At 71.4% G+C, this 20,560-nt stretch carries 18 protein-coding genes; 16 read left to right on the top strand and 2 right to left on the bottom strand.

From position 1 onward, the window contains the following. Positions 1 to 12: 12 nt before the first annotated feature. From ftsW to Q8791_RS14970, 11 genes are all read left to right on the top strand, one after another. The gene (gene ftsW, locus Q8791_RS15020) at positions 13 to 1,440 is read left to right on the top strand and encodes a putative lipid II flippase FtsW (protein ID WP_330092315.1); all 1,428 of its coding nucleotides are present in this window, start codon (positions 13 to 15) and stop codon (positions 1,438 to 1,440) included. After that, entirely contained in the window at positions 1,437 to 2,597 is a 1,161-nt protein-coding gene (murG, locus tag Q8791_RS15015; protein ID WP_330092314.1) for an undecaprenyldiphospho-muramoylpentapeptide beta-N-acetylglucosaminyltransferase, read from the top strand. The genes ftsW and murG overlap by 4 nt, the downstream gene beginning before the upstream one ends. Next, positions 2,594 to 4,060, top strand: coding sequence for a UDP-N-acetylmuramate--L-alanine ligase (gene murC / locus Q8791_RS15010; RefSeq protein ID WP_330092313.1), 1,467 nt, complete (start codon positions 2,594 to 2,596; stop codon positions 4,058 to 4,060). The genes murG and murC overlap by 4 nt, the downstream gene beginning before the upstream one ends. Positions 4,061 to 4,086: 26 nt before the next feature. Beyond that, positions 4,087 to 4,815, top strand: a complete 729-nt coding sequence (locus tag Q8791_RS15005; RefSeq protein WP_330092312.1) for a cell division protein FtsQ/DivIB — start codon at positions 4,087 to 4,089, stop codon at positions 4,813 to 4,815. A 507-nt stretch (positions 4,816 to 5,322) separates the two neighbouring features. Beyond that, entirely contained in the window at positions 5,323 to 6,798 is a 1,476-nt protein-coding gene (ftsZ, locus tag Q8791_RS15000) for a cell division protein FtsZ (RefSeq protein ID WP_330092377.1), read from the top strand. Between the two features lie 146 nt (positions 6,799 to 6,944). Continuing rightward, positions 6,945 to 7,664: a peptidoglycan editing factor PgeF gene (pgeF, locus tag Q8791_RS14995; protein WP_330092311.1), complete on the top strand. Its 720-nt coding sequence runs from the start codon at positions 6,945 to 6,947 to the stop codon at positions 7,662 to 7,664. A gap of 157 nt (positions 7,665 to 7,821) precedes the next feature. Beyond that, positions 7,822 to 8,550, top strand: coding sequence for a YggS family pyridoxal phosphate-dependent enzyme (locus tag Q8791_RS14990; protein WP_330092310.1), 729 nt, complete (start codon positions 7,822 to 7,824; stop codon positions 8,548 to 8,550). Positions 8,551 to 8,685: 135 nt separating this feature from the next. Then, positions 8,686 to 9,213, top strand: a complete 528-nt coding sequence (locus tag Q8791_RS14985) for a cell division protein SepF (protein ID WP_330092309.1) — start codon at positions 8,686 to 8,688, stop codon at positions 9,211 to 9,213. A 39-nt stretch (positions 9,214 to 9,252) separates the two neighbouring features. Then, positions 9,253 to 9,540, top strand: coding sequence for a YggT family protein (locus tag Q8791_RS14980; protein WP_330092308.1), 288 nt, complete (start codon positions 9,253 to 9,255; stop codon positions 9,538 to 9,540). Positions 9,541 to 9,674: 134 nt separating this feature from the next. Further along, complete coding sequence (locus tag Q8791_RS14975) at positions 9,675 to 10,553, top strand: DivIVA domain-containing protein (RefSeq protein WP_330092307.1); 879 nt, start codon at positions 9,675 to 9,677, stop codon at positions 10,551 to 10,553. Positions 10,554 to 10,624: 71 nt separating this feature from the next. Then, on the top strand, positions 10,625 to 12,466 hold the full coding sequence (locus Q8791_RS14970; protein WP_330092306.1) for a hypothetical protein: 1,842 nt from the start codon (positions 10,625 to 10,627) through the stop codon (positions 12,464 to 12,466). Positions 12,467 to 12,573: 107 nt separating this feature from the next. Here Q8791_RS14970 and ileS read toward each other — a convergent pair whose 3' ends face one another. Continuing rightward, positions 12,574 to 15,774: an isoleucine--tRNA ligase gene (gene ileS / locus Q8791_RS14965; protein ID WP_330092305.1), complete on the bottom strand. Its 3,201-nt coding sequence runs from the start codon at positions 15,772 to 15,774 to the stop codon at positions 12,574 to 12,576. Positions 15,775 to 16,137: 363 nt separating this feature from the next. On the opposite strand from ileS, the gene Q8791_RS14960 reads away from it, so the two are divergent. From Q8791_RS14960 to Q8791_RS14945, 4 genes are all read left to right on the top strand, one after another. Continuing rightward, a complete protein-coding gene (locus Q8791_RS14960; protein ID WP_330092304.1) occupies positions 16,138 to 16,398 on the top strand; it encodes a hypothetical protein in 261 nt (86 codons plus the stop codon). Between the two features lie 186 nt (positions 16,399 to 16,584). Beyond that, a complete protein-coding gene (locus Q8791_RS14955; RefSeq protein WP_330092303.1) occupies positions 16,585 to 16,995 on the top strand; it encodes a TraR/DksA family transcriptional regulator in 411 nt (136 codons plus the stop codon). 29 nt (positions 16,996 to 17,024) lie between these two features. Further along, positions 17,025 to 17,606, top strand: coding sequence for a signal peptidase II (gene lspA, locus Q8791_RS14950; RefSeq protein ID WP_330092302.1), 582 nt, complete (start codon positions 17,025 to 17,027; stop codon positions 17,604 to 17,606). Then, positions 17,603 to 18,529, top strand: coding sequence for an RluA family pseudouridine synthase (locus tag Q8791_RS14945; protein WP_330092301.1), 927 nt, complete (start codon positions 17,603 to 17,605; stop codon positions 18,527 to 18,529). The genes lspA and Q8791_RS14945 overlap by 4 nt, the downstream gene beginning before the upstream one ends. Before the next feature lie 57 nt (positions 18,530 to 18,586). Here Q8791_RS14945 and Q8791_RS14940 read toward each other — a convergent pair whose 3' ends face one another. Beyond that, positions 18,587 to 19,558 carry a DMT family transporter gene (locus Q8791_RS14940; protein WP_330092300.1) on the bottom strand — a complete coding sequence of 324 codons (972 nt, stop codon included), beginning with the start codon at positions 19,556 to 19,558 and terminating at the stop codon, positions 18,587 to 18,589. Positions 19,559 to 19,631: 73 nt separating this feature from the next. Between Q8791_RS14940 and Q8791_RS14935 the strand changes: the two genes are divergently transcribed. After that, positions 19,632 to 20,537 carry a LysR family transcriptional regulator gene (locus tag Q8791_RS14935; RefSeq protein ID WP_330092299.1) on the top strand — a complete coding sequence of 302 codons (906 nt, stop codon included), beginning with the start codon at positions 19,632 to 19,634 and terminating at the stop codon, positions 20,535 to 20,537. Positions 20,538 to 20,560 lie beyond the last annotated feature (23 nt).

Here is a 20,560-nt window from a genome sequence, read left to right as displayed (position 1 = left end):
CGGAGGGTGTGGATGGCGGCGACGACAGCGGTTCCAGGGCTGGCCCGGGCCAAGGGGAGGTCGGAGGTCGGAGGGCGCGGACGCGCCCTGTGGCGTGAGTGGGCGAGGTCCCTCGACCGGCCCCTCACCTCCTACTACCTGATCCTGGGCACCGCGGTCCTCCTGATCGCCCTCGGCCTGGTCATGGTGCTGTCCTCCACGATGGTCAAGTCCATCACCGAGACCGGCTCCTCCTTCTCCCTCTTCCAGAAGCAGCTCGTCTCGGCCGCCGTGGGCCTGCCGCTGATGATCCTGGCCTCGCACATGCCCCAGGCGCTGTTCCGCCTGGTCGGCTACCCCACCATGATCCTGTCGGTGGCCCTGCTGCTGCTCACCGTCTTCCAGGGCGTGGAGGTCAACGGCGCCACCCGCTGGCTGGACATCGGCGGCCTGGTCGTCCAGCCCTCCGAGCCCGCCAAGCTCTCCTTCGCCCTGTGGGGAGCCAACATCCTCGCCCGCAAGGACGAGCTGCGCGAGCTCTCCGAGTGGCGGCACCTCCTCATCCCGCTGCTGCCCGGTTGCGGACTCCTGGTGCTCCTGGTCCTGCTCGGATCCAACCTGTCCACCGCCCTCGTGTTCCTCATTACCTTCCTGGGGCTGCTGTGGGTGGTGGGGGCGCCGGGCAGGCTCTTCGTGACCATGTTCGGCCTCGTCCTGGCGCTGGCCGTGATCGTCATCGCCATCGAGCCCTACCGGATGGCGCGCGTCACCTCCTTCCTCGACCCCGGAGCCGACCCCCTGGGATCGGGCAACCAGTCGCTGCACGGGCTGTACGCGCTCGGCACCGGCGGGATCTTCGGCGTCGGCATCGGCGCCAGCCGGGAGAAGTGGGGGTTCCTGCCCTTCGCCGAGTCCGACTTCGTCTTCGCGATCATCGGGGAGGAGTTCGGCCTGATCGGGACCCTTCTCGTACTCGCCCTGTTCGGCGTGCTCGGCTACGCGGGCCTGCGGGTCGCCACCCGTGTCAAGGAGCCGTTCCCGCGACTGGCGGCCTTCGCGATCGTCACCTGGCTCATGGGGCAGGTCATGATCAACGTGGGCGCGGTCATCGGGCTGCTCCCCGTCACCGGCGTCCCCCTTCCCCTGGTCTCCTACGGAGGTTCGTCGCTGATCACCACCATGGTGGCCCTCGGCGTCCTCCTCGCACTGGCCAAGGCCGAGCCCCAGGCCGCCCGGGCCCTGGAGGCCCGGGGTCCCAGTCAGGTACAAAGGGCTCTAAGCTGGCTGGGCCTGGAGAACTTCGTGGCCTCGATGAACAACCGGGGCGGAGCGACCTCCAAGCGCGCCACCACAGGTCGGGTCCCGCGTACTCCGGGCCCCCGTGGCGGCAGGACAACGGCCAAGCACAGGAACGGACCGGTCCCGGCGGGGAACCGGCCAAGGAGGAATCGGCAACGATGAGGGTAGCCCTAGCCGGAGGCGGCACGGCCGGGCATATCGAGCCCGCGCTCTCCCTGGCGGACGCGCTTCGACGCATCGACCCGGGCGCGGAGATCATCTGCCTGGGAACCGAGCGGGGTCTGGAGACCCGGCTGGTACCCATGCGCGGCTACGAACTGGGGCTGATCCCGGCGGTCCCCCTGCCTCGCAGGCTCACCCCGCAGCTCCTCAGCGTCCCGGGCAAGCTCGCGGGCGCGCTGAGCGCGGCGGGCGAGCACCTGGACAGGTTGCAGGCGGACGTCATCGTCGGCTTCGGCGGTTACGTGGCCACTCCCGGCTACCTGGCCGCGCGCAGGCGCAAGATCCCCATCGTCGTGCACGAGGCCAACCCCCTCCCGGGGCTGGCCAACCGGCTGGGCGCGCGCATGACCCCGCACGTGTTCACCGGACACCCCCATACCCAGATCCGCAACGGCCGCTTCATCGGCATCCCCCTGCGGCAGCAGATCACGACCCTCGACCGGCTGGCCATGGGCGACAAGGCGCGCACCTACTTCGGCCTGCGCCCGGACCTTCCCACCCTGCTGATCTTCGGCGGCTCCCAGGGCGCCCAGCGCCTCAACGAGACCGCCTTCGCCGCCCGGGACGCCTTCCGCGACCGGGGCGTCCAGGTTCTGCACGTCGTCGGCCCCAAGAACGCCGACGAGCCCCAGGACCTGACCCAGGCGGGCGTGCCCTACGTGGCTGTCCCCTACGTGGACCGCATGGACATGGCCTACGCCGCCGCCGACGTGGCGATGTGCCGCTCCGGCGCGATGACCTGCGCCGAGCTGACCGCCGTGGGCCTGCCCGGCGCCTTCGTGCCGCTGGCCATCGGCAACGGCGAACAGGCCCTCAACGCCGAGCCGATCGTCCAGGCGGGCGGCGGCCTGATGATTCACAACGCGGAGATCTCCGTCGAGTGGATCGTCAACCAGCTCATCCCGCTGCTCACCGACACCGACCGGGTCGTGGCCATGTCCGAGGCCGCGGCCCGGATGGGCCGCCGCGACGCCGACATGGCACTCGCCCGCGAGGTGATGGCCATCGCCCGGGGCGACCGGCCCACCCCGGAGATGCCGCTGGCCGACGACGACGCCGAGGACGCTTACTACGACGACGGGAAGGACGCCCGATGAGCCTGGTCCGTCCGACCGAACCGGTCCCCGTCGACAAGCTCGGCCGCACCCACTTCATCGGCCTGGGCGGCGCGGGCATGTCCGGCATCGCCCGCGTCCTGCTCCAGTCCGGGGTGGAGGTGTCCGGCAGCGACGCCCGCGACAGCGACACCCTGCGCGAGCTGGAGCAGATGGGCGCGGACGTCCACGTGGGCCACGCCGCCGGGAACCTCGGCACCGCCGAGACCCTGGTGGTCTCCTCGGCGATCCGCGAGGACAACCCCGAACTGGTCGAGGCCCGCCGCCGCGGCCTGCGCGTCCTGCCCAGGGCAGCGGCCCTGGGCGCGCTGCTGCTGGGCCGCGAGGGCATCGCGATCTCCGGCACCCACGGCAAGACCACCACGACCTCCATGGTCACCGTGGTGCTCCAGCACCTGGGGGTCGACCCCGGCTACGTGATCGGCGGCAAGCTGGTCACCACCGGCCTGGGCGCCGACGCCGGCCTGGGCGAGGTCATCGCGGTGGAGGCCGACGAGAGCGACGGCTCCTTCCTCATGCTCTCCCCGAAGATCGCCGTGGTGACCAACGTCGAGGCCGACCACCTCGACAACTACAGCGGTATCGAGGAGATCCACGCCAACTTCGCGTCGTTCGTCGACCGCGTCGGCCGCACCCTGATCGTCGGGGTCGACGACCCGGGCGCCCGGCGGGTCGCCGAACTGGCACGCGAGCGCGGCAGGAAGGTCCTGACGTACGGCGAGGCCGAGGACGCCGACTACCGGATCACCCGGGTGCGCGCCCGCGGCTTCACCACCGAGTTCACGATCCGCACCGCCGGCGGGGACCCCATCGACGGCACTCTCGCCGTCCCGGGACGGCACAACGTGCTCAACGCCGCGGCGGCCGTCGCGGTGGCGGACGAGCTCGGCCACGACCTGGAGGTCGCGGTGGAGGGCATCGCGGACTTCGCGGGAGCGGCGCGCCGCTTCGAGCCCAAGGGCGAGGCGGGGGGAGTCGCCGTCTACGACAGCTACGCCCACCACCCGACCGAGATCGAGGCGGACCTGCGGGCCACCCGCGCCGCGCTGGACTCGTTCGCCGAGGACGCGGAGGAGACCGGGCGGGCGAGGTCCGGTGGCAGGGTGGTCGCCCTGTTCCAGCCGCACCTGTACAGCCGTACCCGCATCTTCGCCGAGGAGTTCGCCACAGCGCTGGGCCTCGCGGACGAGGCCGTGGTGATGGAGGTCTACGCGGCCAGGGAGGACCCCGAGCCCGGGGTCACCGGTGAACTCATCACCTCCCGCGTTCCGCACGACCGGGCCCGGTACGTGCCCGGTCGCGAGGAGTCCGTGCGGACGGTGGCGGGGCTGGTCCGGCCGGGGGACATCGTTCTCACCATGGGCGCGGGCGACGTCACCGAGCTGGGGCCGCTGATCGTGGACGCGATCGCCGAGGCCGCCGACGAGTCAACGGGAAGTCTGTAGGCGCAGGAGAGAAGAAGAGGACACGGGTGAGCGCGGACCAGGGCGGTGCGGCGGACGAGGCCGCACCACGGGGCGGATCCGATCCGTGGAAGTTCGCCTTCGCGGCGCTGATGGTGGTCGCGCTGGTCTGTGTGGTCACCTGGGTGATGCTCGGCTCCCGCCTGCTCGTGGTCCGCGACGTCGCGGTCACCGGGCTGGACCGTGTGCCGTCGCAGGACGTGGTGGCCGCCGTGGACGTGGCCACCGGCACCCCCCTGGTCCGGGTCGACCTCGAGCAGAGCCGCGAGCGCGCCGAGTCCCTCTCCCTCGTGGAGGAGGCCACGGTGCGGCGCGGCTGGCCCGCGACCCTGGAGGTCGAGGTGGTCGAACGCCAGCCCCTGCTGGCCATCCGGGTGGGGGAGGAGTACCGGCTCGTGGACGGCGACGGCGTGCGCATCGAGGACTCGCGCACCCGTCCCGGCACCCACCCGGTGGTCCGCGTCACCGGGGAGATCGAGGGCAACGACGCGGTCCGGGCCGCCGCCGACATCGTGGAGGCGGCACCGGGCTCGCTGATCGCCCAGATCCAGCTCATCGACGCCACCGACGCCGGGGCGATCACCATCGCTCTCGGCAACGGCTCACTCGTGGAGTGGGGGACTCCGGAGGCCACCGCGGACAAGAGCGCCATCCTGCGGGTGCTCCTGCGCGAGCACCCGCCGCAGGAGGGGCGTGTCTACGACGTCGGAACCCCGGATCTCGCCATCGTTCGGTGAAGCGGTACCCAGTTCCAGGAAAAGGAAGAGGCGTGGCACCGAAAGTCGATCCGACGTCCGGAGGGGAGCGGCGGGGGTCCGGGAGGGGGTCCCGGACGGACTCGCGGGCACCCGGCGGGGACATTCCAGACGCGACGCGCCGAGTGCGCACATCGCTTCCTTGCGTTATACGCCGTTAGGCTGACCTCGTCATCGGTTGCCCGTGGTCGGCGGTCCGCTTACTGTCGGGAAGCACAGCCAACGTCAACAAAGTAGCAAAACACGCTTTTCGGGGTACGCAGGAACCGTTTTGCTCCGCTCCTACAGCGGATCGCGCCAGCCCTCCCCGGGCAGGAACGCAACGGCTCCGGTGACCCCGGGTCCCCGGGTAACCGCGTCGAGGACGCCGTCGCAGGGACCCGAAACGCACACTGTAGAACCGGATGCCGGTCCGGAGGCGTATCCGGGTGGCGAGAGCCGCCGGAGGCGTCGACGGTACGGCGTATGCGAGCGGAAAGGCCCCTCGTCGTGGCAGCACCGCAGAACTACCTCGCGGTCATCAAAGTCGTCGGCATCGGCGGCGGCGGTGTCAACGCCGTCAACCGAATGATCGAAGAGGGGCTCAAAGGCGTCGAGTTCATCGCCATCAATACCGATGCCCAGGCGCTGCTGATGAGTGACGCCGACGTCAAGCTCGACGTCGGCCGAGAGCTCACCCGCGGTCTGGGAGCCGGAGCCAACCCCGATGTCGGCCGCAAGGCGGCCGAGGACCACCGGGAGGAGATCGAGGAGGTCCTCAAGGGGGCCGACATGGTCTTCGTCACCGCTGGTGAGGGCGGTGGCACCGGAACCGGGGGCGCTCCCGTCGTCGCCAACATCGCCCGCTCACTGGGAGCCCTCACCATCGGTGTGGTCACCCGCCCCTTCGGCTTCGAGGGCAAGCGGCGCGCGACCCAGGCCGAGTCGGGCATAGCGATGCTCCGCGAGGAGGTCGACACGCTCATCGTGATTCCCAACGACCGCCTGCTGTCCATCTCCGACCGCCAGGTCAGCGTGCTGGACGCCTTCAAGGCGGCGGACCAGGTCCTGCTCTCCGGTGTACAGGGCATCACCGACCTGATCACCACGCCGGGCCTCATCAACCTGGACTTCGCCGACGTCAAGTCGGTCATGTCCGGCGCGGGTTCGGCACTGATGGGCATCGGCTCCGCACGCGGGGACGACCGGGCGGTCGCCGCCGCGGAGATGGCCATCTCCTCACCGCTGCTCGAAGCGAGCATCGACGGCGCCCACGGTGTGCTGCTGTCCATTCAGGGCGGCTCCGACTTGGGCCTGTTCGAGATCAACGAGGCGGCCCAGCTCGTCGCGAACTCGGCGGCGCCCGAGGCCAACATCATCTTCGGCGCCGTCATCGACGACGCCCTGGGCGACGAGGTGCGGGTCACCGTCATCGCGGCGGGATTCGACGAGCCCGAGGTGACCGGTCCCGTGGTGCGGGAACGCCAGCCCGTGGACCCTCCTGAGGCCGTCGCCCCCACCGGCGGCGTCACGTCCCGCAGGGAGCAGCCCACCAGGGCGGCGTCCTCCTCCGCGGACGCGAGCGGAGCGTCGGCCACCTCCTCCATGCCGTGGATCACGCCGTCCCGTCCGGTCCAGCCCGAGCCGGAGGCGACGCCGCCGCAGATGCCGCCGGTCCAGTACCCGGCCGAGCCGGAGCCCGTCCGCCAGGAGCAGGCCCCGGTCGACCCGCGCTCGGAGACCCCGGCCCACGGTTCGGCGTCCTACTCCTCCTACGAGGCGCCCGCCCCGGCGGAGCCCGCAGAGGAGCAGCGCGCCGCCGACGAGCGGGAGGAGGAGCCCGCGCAGCGCGAGGAGGCCCAGACCAGCCACATCCACGCCGTCTCGGACTCCACCGCCGAGCGCCGCGGGGACGTGCCCACGCCCCGGCGCCGGGTCATCTTCGACGACCCGGACGACCTGGACGTGCCGGAGTTCCTGAAGTAGCGACGTTCCCGAAGCAGCGGACCACGGTCCCGGTACCATCGACGTGTCAGCGGCCCCGACCCATGCGGCGGGGCCGTCGCCGCCCCCGGGGGAAGCGCGCGCCGTCCCCTCCCCGGCGGGCCGAGGGAAGGACCGCGGTCACACGGATGGGCAACGTCATCGATCTGGGGCACGGTGTGCGTGCCGCCGTCACCGAACGGCACGGCGGTGTGAGCGCCCCGCCCTACGACTCGCTCAACCTGGGCCTGGGGTCGGGCGACGCGCGGGAGCCGGTGCTCGCCAACCGGCGTACCGCCGCCGAGGGCCTGGGGTTCGACATCGACCGGGTCGTGTGGATGAACCAGGTGCACAGCGCCGACGTGCTCGTCGCGGACGCGCCCGGCGGAGTCGGCACCTGCGACGGGGTCGTCACGACCCGGTCCGACCTGGTCCTGGCCTCGATGGCCGCCGACTGCCTGCCGGTCCTGGCCGCCGACGGGGACGCCGGGGTCCTGGGGGCGGCGCACTCGGGCCGCCTCGGAACGGCGAACGGGGTGGCCGCCAACCTCGTAGCGTCGATGGTCGCCCAGGGGGCCCGCGCGGACCGGATCACCGTGTTCCTCGGCCCGGCCATCTGCGGAAAGTGCTACGAGGTGCCCCCGGGGCTGCAGGCCGAGACGGCCCGGGACACCCCCGAGGCGGTCTCCACCACCCGGCGGGGCACCACCGGTGTGGACATGCTCGCAGCCGTCACCGCGCAGCTGCGGCGGGCGGGGGTCGCCGACATCCGGGCCGACGGCCGCTGCACCCTGGAGAGCCCGGAGCTGTTCTCCCACCGGGGCGGCGCTCCGACCGGGCGGTTCGCCTCGTTCATCTGGCGGGCCTGACTGTCGCACTGGGCCGTCGGGATGGTTCCCGGAACCACCGTGATCACCGGGCAACGTTCCCTCCCCGCGGTCCCGCGACCGATACGTTGGCACCGTGCCCCCCACGATTCACATCCGAATCCTGGGATCCACCCCACCGGGAAAGAGAAGGAACACCGTGTCACACGTCGACCCCGCTCGCGTCGAGCAGGTCCGCGCCAACCTCGCGGCCGTGCGGGCCAGGATCGAACGGGCCTGTGAGCAGGCCGGTCGCAGCCCCGACGAGGTGTCGCTGGTCGCCGTCACCAAGACCTATCCGGCCGACGATGTGCGGATTCTCGCCTCCCTCGGCGTCCGCGACGTCGGGGAGAACCGGGACCAGGAAGCGGCCCCGAAGGCCGCCGAGACCGCCGACCTCGGACTGACCTGGCACTTCGTCGGACAGCTGCAGACCAACAAGGCGCGCTCCGTGGCCTCCTACGCCGACGTCGTGCACTCGGTCGACAGGGCTCGGCTGGCCCGCGCGCTGGGCGACAGGGCGGCTGCCGCCGGACGCGGCCTCACCTGCCTGGTCCAGGTCAACCTCGACGACGACTCGCGGGCCGGTGTCATCGGACCGCGCGGGGGAGTCGACCCGGAGGACGCGCTCGCGCTCGCCGCCGACATCGAGGAGCACGAGGCGCTGACCCTCGGCGGTGTGATGGCGGTGGCCCCCCGCGAGGGCGACCCGTCCGCCGCCTTCGCCCGGCTCCGCGATGTGGCGGGACGTGTTCGTGATCGTTATCCTCGGGCGACGGTGATCTCGGCGGGGATGAGCGGGGACCTCGAAGCGGCGATCGGGCGAGGCGCGACACACCTGCGACTCGGTACGGCGTTGCTCGGCAACCGGGGACCGATCGTGGGGTAATGTCCCCACATAGACCTTGGAACCCGTCTGTGGAGTTCGCCCGAAAGGGTGCCCCACCCCGTGGAACGCGGGGATGACGGCCAGTACGGAGGAGTCGGCTGCGGTGAAGGCCGCGGGGACGACGGAGGACATGAGATGGCCGGCGCGATGCGCAAGATGGCGGTCTACCTCGGCCTCGTGGAGGACGACCGTTACGATCACCGCTATGCGGACGAATATGATGAGTTCGACGATTTCGACGAGGCCGTGGAGGAGCAGCGCGACCGCGATGCAGACACTCCACGGGGCGAGGAAACACGGGGCAGTGCAGTGACGGACACCGGCGACTACCTGGCCACAGGTGAACGACGCGGTGGAACGACAACGACAGCCTCAACCGCCGACCTCGCTCGGATCACCACGCTCCATCCACGCACCTACAACGAGGCGCGTACGATCGGAGAGCACTTCCGGGAGGGCACACCGGTGATCATGAACCTGACCGAGATGGTCGACAGCGACGCCAAGCGTCTCGTCGACTTCGCGGCTGGTCTGATCTTCGGTCTGCATGGCAGTATCGAACGCGTGACCAACAAGGTGTTCCTGCTGTCACCGGCCAACGTCGAGGTCACCGCCGAAGACAAGGCCCGGATCGCCGAGCGAGGGTTCTTCAATCAGAGCTAGACCATCACATTTGTCCAGAGATTGGGTCGGGGAACGACCGTGAGTATCGTCGTCACAGTGCTGCTTTTCGCGCTCCAGCTGTTCGTTTTCGTGCTGATCGCGAGGGTGGTCCTGGAGATGGTGCAGTCCTTCGCCCGGACGTGGCGGCCCACAGGGTTCGTCCTCGTCCTCGCGGAGATCGTGTACACCATCACCGACCCGCCACTGAGGTTCCTGCGACGGTTCATCAAGCCGGTGAGACTGGGAAGCATCGCACTCGACCTGAGTGTGCTGGTCCTCTTCATCATCGTGTGGATCTTGATGGCTCTCATCGGGAGCCTCGCCTAGCAGGGAAAGGGAACAGGGGCAAGCAACACGGCCCCGGTTCCGTTATGTGGTCTTGGTCATGATCTGGATTGCCGTAAGGTCACGATCAGGTAGCGTCCCTACGGACAGACTCCAAGCGCGCCAAGGAGACGAACATGCCGCTGACACCCGCCGATGTGCGGAACAAGCAGTTCAGTACGACCCGGCTCCGACCCGGGTACGACGAAGAGGAGGTCGACGCCTTTCTCGACGAGGTCGAGTCCGAGCTCGACCGCCTGATCCAGGAGAACGAGGAACTGCGCGGCAAGCTGGCCGAGTGCCTGCGGGGCAAGGTGCCCAACGCCGGTATGCAGGACTTCCAGCAGCCCCAGGACCAGGCGCCGGAGCCGCAGCACGAGCAGATGCGTCCGGAGCCCGTGCAGCCGCCGCAGGCCGTCGAGCCGCAGCCCCCCGTGCAGCAGCAGCAGATGCAGATGACTGGGGCGAACATGGGTATGGGCGGTGAGGAGAACATGGACACGGCCGCCCGCGTCCTCGCCCTCGCCCAGCAGACCGCCGACCAGGCGATCTCCGACGCCCGCCGGGAGGCGGACGAGACCCTTGGCCGCGCTCGCCACGAGTCCGAGGACATCCTCGGCAAGGCCCGCCGTCAGGCAGACCAGATCATCGGTGAGGCCCGTGCACGGTCGGAGAACCTCGACCGCGACGCGCAGGAGCGCCACCGTCAGGTCATGGGCAGCCTGGTGCAGCAGCGCGAGGAGCTGGAGCACAAGGTCAACGTGCTCAAGGACTTCGAGCGCGAGTACCGCAGCCGCCTGAAGGACTACTTCGAGCGTCAGCTGCGCGAGCTCAACGAAGAGGGCAAGCCGGTCGAGCCGAACCCGAACACCACGGGCGGCTTCCAGACGATGGCACCCCCGACCGCCGGCACGCCTGCGCTCCAGCACGGCCCCGGCGGCAACCCGTTCGGTCAGCCCGAACCCGCCCAGCACGGTGGCTTCCACCCGGGTGAGGCTCCGCACGAGCGTCGCTGACCACCAGCGGCATTCGGCTCCGAACAACTGAAGACTCCGGATACCACACGTGTAAAGGCCCTGGTCGACCCGTGATCCTTAGCATCCTCGCAACCGTGGCGGTGCTGGCGGCCATCGCCGTCATCGCGGCTGCCCTGGTCTTCGCCGAGACTGTCCTGGTGTACATCGCACTCGGGCTGGCCGGCGTCAGCGTGCTCCTCCTCCTGGGGAGCGCCATCCAGGGACGCCTCGTCGAGAGCAGGACGGGTCGCCCCGGAACGGACGGTTTGGGGAAGTCGTCCGTCCCGACCGGTGCCGCCATGACGGCGGCGACCGCGACGGGCCCGCACGTCGAACCGGAGCACGCAGGGCGCGTTCCCGTACCGGCCCACGGGCCGGTACGGGAAGCCCCCGCGGACACACCCGCCTGGACCGCCCCGGTCGCGGACGACCCCGGGCACGGGGAGCCGGAGTACGACGTCCCGCGCTGGCAGACCCCGACCGCCCACGAGTGGCCGGAACCGGACACGGCGCCGCAGGTCCCCGACGAGACCACCGCCCGCTGGGACACCCCGGCGGAGGACGGCGGAGCCGGTCCCGCGTCCGAGGAATGGACGTTCGGGAGACCGGGTTCCGGGGCGCAGGACACGGTCGAGGTCTCCGAGGTCCCGGACCGGACCGGCGAGGACGAGAAGGCCGCGTCCCCCGTCGGACCCCTCGACGCGGAGTACGGCGAGCCCGAGTCGGCCGCCGCTCCCTTCTCCTACAGCATTCCCGGACAGGCCTCCTCTCCCGAGGACGGACCCGCCCTGGCGGCGGCGGTCGCGGACTCCGATGAGGACGTCCCCGCGGACGAGCCCCCGGACACCGGGGCGTTCGCCTACCGGATTCCCCGCGACGGGGACGGGACCGACCCGGCGGACGACGACGCGGAACCCTCCGAACACGACACCGGAGCGGGTGCGGCGATGCACCCGACCGAGGACGACGAGGGCGCCCGCGCGGACGACGTGGCGACCGCGGAGACCGCGGAGACCGTACCGGTCGTGGAGCACTCGGAGACCGGCGCCGACCGCGACGAGGACGATTCCGCGGCCCCCGTCGCCCCCGTGTCCGGCAGCGGTGCGGAGCCCGCGGTCACGGCCGACGGGACCGCCGACGACGCTCCGGACACCGGTGCGGACGGTACCGGCGAGCCGGTGGAGGAGTGGGAGCACGCCTTCTCCGGGGCGGACCGGGCATCCTCGGCGGACACGGACACGGACACGGACGCGGTCACGGACGCGGTCACGGACGCCGACACCGCGGTCCGCATCGACACGGACGTCCGGGCGGACGCGAACGACACCTGGTCGGAGGCCGCGCAGGAGCCCGACGAGGACTACGAGGACACCCTGGTGTCCGCGGCCGTCACCGAAGGCGCCGACGCGGTCGTCGCGGAGTCCGGCGTGCCGGACGACGACGCCCCCGCCGTCGGGGCCTCCGACGGCGATGCCTCCGAGGACGCGCCCGGCTTCGCCTACCGGGTACCGGACCGGAGCGAGGACGCGGACGAGGAGCCCGAAGAGGTGGGCGGGGCGGGCGACGGCGCGCAGGCCGAGGACACCGGCCGGACGTCCGCGTTCACCTACCGGCTCCCGCAGCCCGAGGACGGCGGCGCGGTCGCCGAGCGCGTCGACCGGGACGGCGAGGACGGAGTCCCCGTCGGCGGCGCCGTCGCCGACGCCTCGGACCCCGACGCCACCGCGGTGTTCGTCCGTCCGGGGCCCCAGGACGACGGTGACGGGGCGGACGGCCCGACGGGCGGCGCCACCGACGGGAAGCCGGCCGTACGGCCCGAGGAGGCAGGGGACGACCACGCCGTCTCCTCCGAGGCCGTCCTCGACGGGGACGGCGACCTCGACGACGACAAGGACTCCGACAGGGTCCACTGACTCCTGTCGCACGCGGACGGCCGCCCCCCCCCAAGGGGAGCGGCGCCCGTCCGCGTTCCCGGCCCGGTCCCGGTCGCCCCGGAGGGCGGGACCGGGCCGGGCGCACGCTAGGCCCTGCGGAAACCGAAGGACACGCCGAACTCCTCCGAGGAGGTGGTGTGCAGGTCCCTGGCCATCTCCCCGGCGACGAACGCGTCGGCCAGCACCTCGCCGGCGATCGCCTCACGGTGCTCGGCGAGCGCCAGCTCGGTGACCTCGTCCGTGGCCGACCACCACACCTCGATCCGGTCGGACACGTCCAGGCCGCTCTTCTTCCGGGCGTCCTGGATCATGCGGACCATCTCACGGGCCAGACCGGCGCGGCGCAGGCGCGGTGTGAGCTCCAGGTCCAGGGCGACGGTCTCACCGGACTCCGAGGCCACCGCCCAGCCCTCGCGGGGCTGCTCGGTCACCAGCAGCTCGTCGGAGCTGACCTCGATGGGCTCGTCCTCGACACTGACCCGGGCCCAGCCGCTGGCGCGGACCTGCTCGACCAGTGACGCGGGGTCGGCCGCCTCGATGGCCTTGGCCACCAGCGGGGTGCGCTTGGCGAACCGCTTGCCCAGCGCCCGGAAGTTCGGCTTGACGATGTAGTCCACCAGGTCGCCGCCGACCGAGGAGAGCGCGACCAGCGACTCCACGTTCAGCTCGTCGGAGACCTGGGTGCGCAGCTGCTCCGGCAGGTCCGCGAAGCCCGGAGCGCCCACCAGGGCGCGGGCCAGCGGCTGCCGTGTCCGCACGGCCGAGTCCACGCGGGCCGACCGGCCCAGCTCCACCAGGCGGCGGGCCAGCGCCATCTGCCGGGACAGGTCCGTGTCGACCAAGTCCTCGCGCACCTGCGGCCACGACGCCAGGTGCACCGACTCCGGGGCGTCCGGCCGGCGCACCGACGCCCACACGTGGTCGGTCAGGAACGGCACGATCGGAGCCATCAGCAGGGTGACGGTCTCCAGGGCCTCGAACAGCGTCGCGAACGCGGAGGCGCCCTCGGGGGTGTCCGCCCCGCCCCAGAACCGGCGGCGGGAACGGCGCACGTACCAGTTGGACACGTCGTCGACGAAGGCCGTCAGGCGGCGCCCGGCGGTCGTGGTGTCGAACGAGTCCAGCGCTTCGGTGACGTCCCTGACGACCTCGTTCAGCTCCGAGAGCAGCCACCGGTCCAGCAGCGGGCGGTCCTCGGGGGCGGGGGCGTCCGCCAGCCGGGAGTGGTCCCAGCCGTCGCCGGCGTTCGCGTACAGGGTGAAGAACGACACGGTGCTGTAGTAGGTCAGCAGCACCTTGCGGACGATCTCCTCCAGGGCGGAGTCGCCGACCCGGCGGGCGGTCCACGGCGAACCGCTGGCCAGCATGAACCAGCGCAGCGCGTCGGCGCCGTGCCTGTCCATCACCGAGATCGGCTCCATCACGTTGCCGAGGTGCTTGCTCATCTTGCGGCCGTCCTCCGCGAGGATGTGGCCGAGCACGACCACGTTCTCGAAGGAGTTGCGGCCGAACACCAGGGTGCTCACCGCGAGCAGCGAGTAGAACCACCCGCGGGTCTGGTCGATCGCCTCGGAGATGTACTGAGCCGGGAAGTTCTCCCGGAAGGTCTCCTCGTTCTGGTGGGGCGCGCCCCACTGGGCGAACGGCATGGAACCGGAGTCGAACCACGCGTCGATGACCTCGGGGACGCGGCGTGCGACCCGCTGTTCCTCGGGCAGCGACGGGTCCGCGTCCGGGTCGGGGATGACGATGTCGTCCACGAAGGGCCGGTGCGGGTCCAGGTTGGACAGGTCCTGGCCGCTGAGGCGGCCCAGCTCCTCCAGGGAGCCCACGCAGATCTGGCGCCCGTCGGGGAACTCCCAGATCGGCAGCGGGGTGCCCCAGTAGCGGTTGCGGGACAGCGCCCAGTCGACGTTGCCGCGCAGCCACTCGCCGAAACGGCCCTCCTTGACGTTCTCCGGCACCCAGTTGGTGAGGGCGTTCTGCGCCAGGAGCTCGTCCTTGACCGCGGTGGTGCGGATGTACCAGGACGGGACCGCGTAGTACAGCAGCGCCGTGTGGCAGCGCCAGCAGTGCGGGTAGGAGTGCTCGTAGGCCTGGTGGCGGAAGAGCAGCCCCCGGTCCTTGAGGTCGCGGACCAGCGTCTTGTCCGCCTCCTTGAAGAACACCCCGCCGACCAGCGGCAGGCCGGCCTCGAAGGTGCCGTCCGGGCGGACCGGGTTGACCACGGGAAGGCCGTAGGCCCGGCACACGAGCATGTCGTCGGCGCCGAAGGCGGGGGACTGGTGGACGAGGCCGGTACCGTCCTCGACGGTGACGTAGTCGGCGAGCACCACGTAGTGGGCGGGCTCGTCGAAGGGCACCAGGTCGAACGGCCGCTGGTAGGTCCAGCGCTCCATCTCGTCGCCCTCGTAGCTCTCGCCCGTGAGCTCCCAGCCCTCTCCGAGGACCTTCTCGAACAGCGGCCGGGCCACGACCAGCCGCTCGTCGCCGTCGGTGGCGACCACGTACTCCACGTCCGGGTGGACGGCCACGGCGGTATTGGACACCAGCGTCCAGGGAGTGGTCGTCCACACCAGCAGCGACGTCGGGTGCTCGGGGGAGGCGAGCGGTCCGGACGTCACCGGGAAGCGGACGTACACCGACGGGTCGGTGACGGTCTCGTACCCCTGGGCGAGCTCGTGGTCGGACAGGGTCGTGCCGCAGCGCGGGCAGTACGGGCTGATCCGGTAGTCGCGGACCAGGAGTTCCTTGTCCCAGATCTGCTTGAGGGCCCACCAGACCGACTCCACGTACTGGGGGTCCATGGTGCGGTAGGCGTCGTCCATGTTCACCCAGTAGCCCATGCGCTCCGTCATGGTGGTGAACGCGTCGACGTTGCGGAGCACGGACTCGCGGCAGCGGTCGTTGAACTCGGCGATGCCGAAGGCCTCGATGTCCTTCTTGCCGGAGAGGCCGAGCTCCTTCTCCACGGCCACCTCCACGGGCAGCCCGTGGCAGTCCCAGCCGGCCTTGCGGTCGACGTGGTAGCCGCGCATGGTGCGGAAGCGCGGGAACACGTCCTTGAACGCGCGGGCCTCGACGTGGTGGACGCCGGGCTGGCCGTTGGCGGTGGGCGGGCCCTCGTAGAAGACCCAGTTGGGGCCGCCGCGGGTCTGGTCGAGCGAGCGCTGGAAGACGTCATCCTTCGACCAGCGGCCGAGGACGTCGCGCTCCATGGCCGGCAGGTCGATCTGCGCGGGAAGCTGGGGCAGTGCTCGGGATGCGGGCCGGGGGTCGTTGGCCACCGTCGTACCTTTCCATCAGGGTCGTTCCTGACGGAGGGACGAGGCACGGGCCCCGCGGTACCACCCTCCTTGGACCGCGACCGCACCGCCGTGCGGGGGTCGGGGGTCCCACTTCGTTGCTCTGTGCCGGTTCTACTGGGGCCGCGCACGCGGACGGGCCCGTTCCTCCGGCGGTTCAGGGGTGATCTTCGTGCTGGTCGTGCCCCCGGGCTCGCACCGCCCCCGGGTCGCTTGGCCGGTCCAGGCCTTCTAGGCTGTGGTCCGTCCGGTCGGGGCCAGCACTACTCGTCCCCATCGACACCTGCAGTCAGGATAACGCAGCGCGGCGCTTCCGCCGTGCGCTCGGGGAACGAGGGGGCCGTTGTGGCGAAGGACGTGCGGGGTGCGGTCCTGGTGACCCTGTCCGACAAGGACGACGCGACGGAGCTGGCCGAGCAGCTCCTGGAGCAGGGCTACGAGCCGTGCCGCGTGCACCGGGACATGCTCGCTGGTGAGGACGACGCCGAGGACGCGGACTGGGTGATCGAGGTGCTGACCGGCCCCCACGGGGGGCCGGCCGTGTTCGACGAGCCCCACCTGGCGGCGCTGGCCGAGGACTACGGCGGCTTCGCCGCCGCCGAGTAGGGGCCGCCGCGGCGGGCCTCCCCTCCCGCGCGGCCCGCGCCGGGGCGGCGCACCGTCCGGATCATTGCCTTGGACCAGGGGATTGCCTAGGCTTCGCGGCACCACTCGCGGCACCGCCCAGGGGAGGGACCCGCGGATCAGCGGGTCCCGGGGGAGAGTGCCGAAGCGTCGGGGGAGGGGAATGCGATGAAGGCCACCGAAGCCTCCGGGCTGCCGGTCCTGCCGGGGGAGGACCCCTGGACCACGGAGGAGCTGACCGGCGTCCGGCGCCGGTTGGAGGAGGAGATCGACGTTGCGCGGCGGGAGGTCCGGGACACGGAGGACGCGCTCGCCGAGCGGCTCACCGACCCCGTGGACGGCGCCGGGGACGACCCCGCGGACGCCGGGGCGAAGACCTTCCAGCGCGAACATGATCTGGCGTTGGCCTACAATACTCGTGACCTGCTCTCCAAGAGCGAGCGGGCGATCGAACGGATGGACGCGGGAACCTACGGGGTCTGTGAGTCATGCAGCCTGGCCATCGGTAAGGCACGACTTCAGGCCTTTCCGCGCGCCACCCTGTGCGTCACCTGCAAACAGCGCGAGGAGCGTCGCTGACTGAGGTAGAGCCCCCCGGGGACAGCAACATGACCACGACCGACCAGACCGGGGTCCGCCCGCGCAGGTACCTTCTCCTGCTGCTGGTCGCGATCACCGCGATCGTCGTCGACTTCCTCACCAAGGAGTGGGTCCTGGCGACCTTCCACCAGGGTGAGCGCGTCGACGTCATCGGCAGCCTCCTCCAGTTCACGCTGGTGTACAACACCGGCGCCGCGTTCTCCATGGGCACCGACTTCACCTGGGTGTTCACCTGCATCGCCAGCGTCGTGGTCATCGCCATCGCGTACATGGGCCTGAGGGTCCGCAGCGGCTGGTGGGGTCTGACGCTCGGCCTGATGATGGGCGGAGCCGCAGGCAACCTCCTGGACCGGTTCTTCCGGGATCCCGCACCGTTCCACGGCGCGGTGGTCGACTTCATCAGCGTCGGGAACTTCCCGGTCTTCAACATCGCGGACTCGTGCGTGGTCGTCGGCGCCTGCCTGGTGGTGGTGCTGACCTTCAAGGGCCTCAACCTGGACGGCAGCTTCGTCGAGGACGAACCCGCGAAGAAGGACGGCGAGGGCGCCGGGCCCGACGAGGACGACACCACCGAAGGGAAGGGCCAGTGAGCGACACACGCAGCCTGCCCGTGCCCGACGGGCTCGAGGGCGACCGGCTCGACGCGGCCATCGCCCGTCTGTTCGGCCTGTCCCGCACCAGGGCCGCCGAACTCATCATCGACGGCAGCGTGCTGGTCAACGGATCCGAGGCGGGCAAGTCCGACCGGGTCCAGGCCGGGGCGTGGCTGGAGATCACCCTCCCGCCGCCCCCCACCGCGCCCGTGGCGCGCCCCGAGGCCGTCCCCGGCATGCGGATCGTGCACGAGGACACCGACATCATCGTGGTGGACAAGCCCGTCGGCGTGGTCGCCCACCCGACGGTCGGCTGGACGGGCCCCAGCGTGCTGGAGGGCCTGCTGGCCTCCGGTGTGCAGCTGGCGACCAGCGGCGCCGCCGAGCGCCAGGGCATCGTGCACCGGCTGGACGCCAACACCACCGGGCTCATGGTGGTCGCCAAGAGCGAGACCGCCTACAGCGTGCTCAAGCGGGCGTTCAAGGAGCGCACCGTCGACAAGCGCTACCACACCCTGGTGCAGGGGCACCCGGACCCGCTCCGGGGCACGGTGGACGCGCCCATCGACCGGCACCCGGCCGGTGACGGCCGCTGGGCCGTGGTCGCGGGCGGCAGGGCGTCGGTGACGCACTACGACACCCAGGAGGCCTTCCGGGCCGCCAGCCTCCTGGAGATCAAGCTGGAGACGGGCCGCACCCACCAGATCCGGGTGCACATGGCCGCGCTGCGCCACCCGTGCGTGGGCGACCTGCTCTACGGCGCCGACCCCACCCTGGCCGAGCGGCTGGGCGTGCGGCGCCAGTGGCTGCACGCCGTCCGGCTGGGCTTCGAGCACCCCACCGAGCACCGTCCGGTGGAGTACTCCAGCACCTACCCGGCCGACCTCGAAGCGGCGGTCGACGCGCTGCGCGAGGACTGAGGGCGCCACTCCGCGAAGGGGCGGCCGGGCTCGTCCCGGCCGCCCCTTCGCGCGCCGTCAGCCCCGCGGCCCAGGCGGCGTGACGTGGCGGGTGCGCAGGACGCCCTGGCACAGGGCGGCGCCCAGGACGACGACCACCGCGCCCAGGGGCTGGTTCCAGGTCAGGGTCTCGCCCATGAGCACGATCCCCGCGGTGATCGCCACGACCGGCGCCACGTAGGTGACGGTGGTGGCGACGGTCGCCCCGGCCTCCCGGACGACCGCGTACTGGAGGATGTACGCCACACCGGTGCCGAGGACGCCCAGGACGGCCACCGACGCCACCACCTGCCAGGTGACGCCCGTGGGAGCCTCGGTGAACGCCGGGACGAGCAGCACCAGCGGCAGGGAGCCGAGGAGCAGCTGCAACGAGCTCAGCTCCAGTGCCCCGTGCGAGCTGCCCGCCACGAAGCGGCGCAGGTAGGGCGTGCCGATGCCGTAGCAGACGGTCGCGCCCACGACGAACAGCATGCCGACCAGGGAGTCGCGGTCGCTGACGGTCACCTCCCCCAGCGAGTTCCACACCCCGAACACGGTGAGCACGCCGAGGAAGCCGACGCCGAGCCCGAGGATCCGCTCCCGGTCGGGGCGCTCGTCCGAGAGCAGCACCATCGAGAACACCACCCCGAACAAGGGGGTCGAGGCGTTCACGATCCCCATCAGCGCGGAGGGGATCAGCTGTGCGGCGTACCCGAACAGGGTGAAGGGGATCGTGTTGAGCAGCAGCGCCGCCACGAACATGTGCCCCACCAGCCGGGGCGAGGTGGGGAGGCGTCCGCCGCGCAGCAGGACGACCGCCAGCAGCGGGAGCGCGCCCGCGGCCATGCGGCCGAGCGCGAGCTGCATCGGGGAGAGGGCGCTCGCCCCGACCTTGATGAAGAGGAAGCTCATGCCCCAGATCAGGGCGAGGAGGACGAACTTGGCGCGCCAGTCGGAGAGCAGGCGTGACGGGGTGCCGGATCTGGTCGCGGCGGAGAGGACGGCGGTCATGGGATGTTTCTATCCCGCACCGATGTGTTAGGTCCACTTCGTATTTCTTAACTCGGAGGTTAGGGTTGCTTACATGCTCAGCGTCGACCGCCTCCGGGTCCTGCACACCATCGCGACGCACGGCTCCCTCAGCGCCGCGGCCGAAGCCCTCCACGTCACCAACTCCGCCGTCTCCCAGCAGCTCACCAAGCTCGAACGCGAGGTCGGGCAGCCGCTCGTCGAACGCAACGGCCGGGGCGTCCGCCTCACCGACGCCGCCGAACTCCTGGTCGAGCACACAGCGAAGATCCTGTCCCTGGTCCACCGCGCAGAGGCGGACCTGGAGGCGCACCGCGACGACGTCACCGGCCACCTGCGCCTGAGCGCCACCCCCACGGCGGTCCGGGGCCTCCTGCCCCACGCGCTCACCGCCCTGCGCGACGCGCACCCGGGCCTCCAGGTGGAGCTCCACGAGGAGGAGCCCCACGAGAGCCTGCCCTCCATGGCCAGGGGCGACGCCGACCTCGCCATGGTCATCGACTGGGTCGGCTCGCCACTGGTCCTGCCGGCGGGGATGAGCCGGGCGCCGCTGATGGAGGACGTCGGCGACATCGCCCTGCCCGCCGACCACCCCCTCGCGCACCGCGAACTCCTCCAACCGGAGGAGATCCTCGACCTGCCCTGGATCAGCTGGTCACGGGGGTCGATCTGCGACGACTGGCTGCACGGCATGATCCGGGCACGGGGCGGCGAGCCCCGCGTCATCCACAACGTCGAGGAGCACCAGACCAAGCTGGCGCTCATCGCCGCCGGGATCGGCGCCGCCGTCATGCCCCGGCTGGGACGCGGTCCCCTGCCCGACGGGGTACGGGTGGTGCCGGTGCAGCCCGCACTGGTCCGCCAGGTGTACGTGTTCTGGCGCACCGACGCCTCACGCCGCCCGGCGATCCGTGCGGCCGTCCGCGCACTGCGCGACGCGGCCGGCGCCTACGGGGACTGAGGCCCCTGCCCGCCCGTCGGAGG

Source organism: Nocardiopsis codii (assembly GCF_036327455.1).
Lineage (GTDB): Bacteria > Actinomycetota > Actinomycetes > Streptosporangiales > Streptosporangiaceae > Nocardiopsis > Nocardiopsis codii.
Note: the sequence above shows the minus strand (reverse complement) of the source record. Positions and strands in the feature narration are given on the sequence as shown.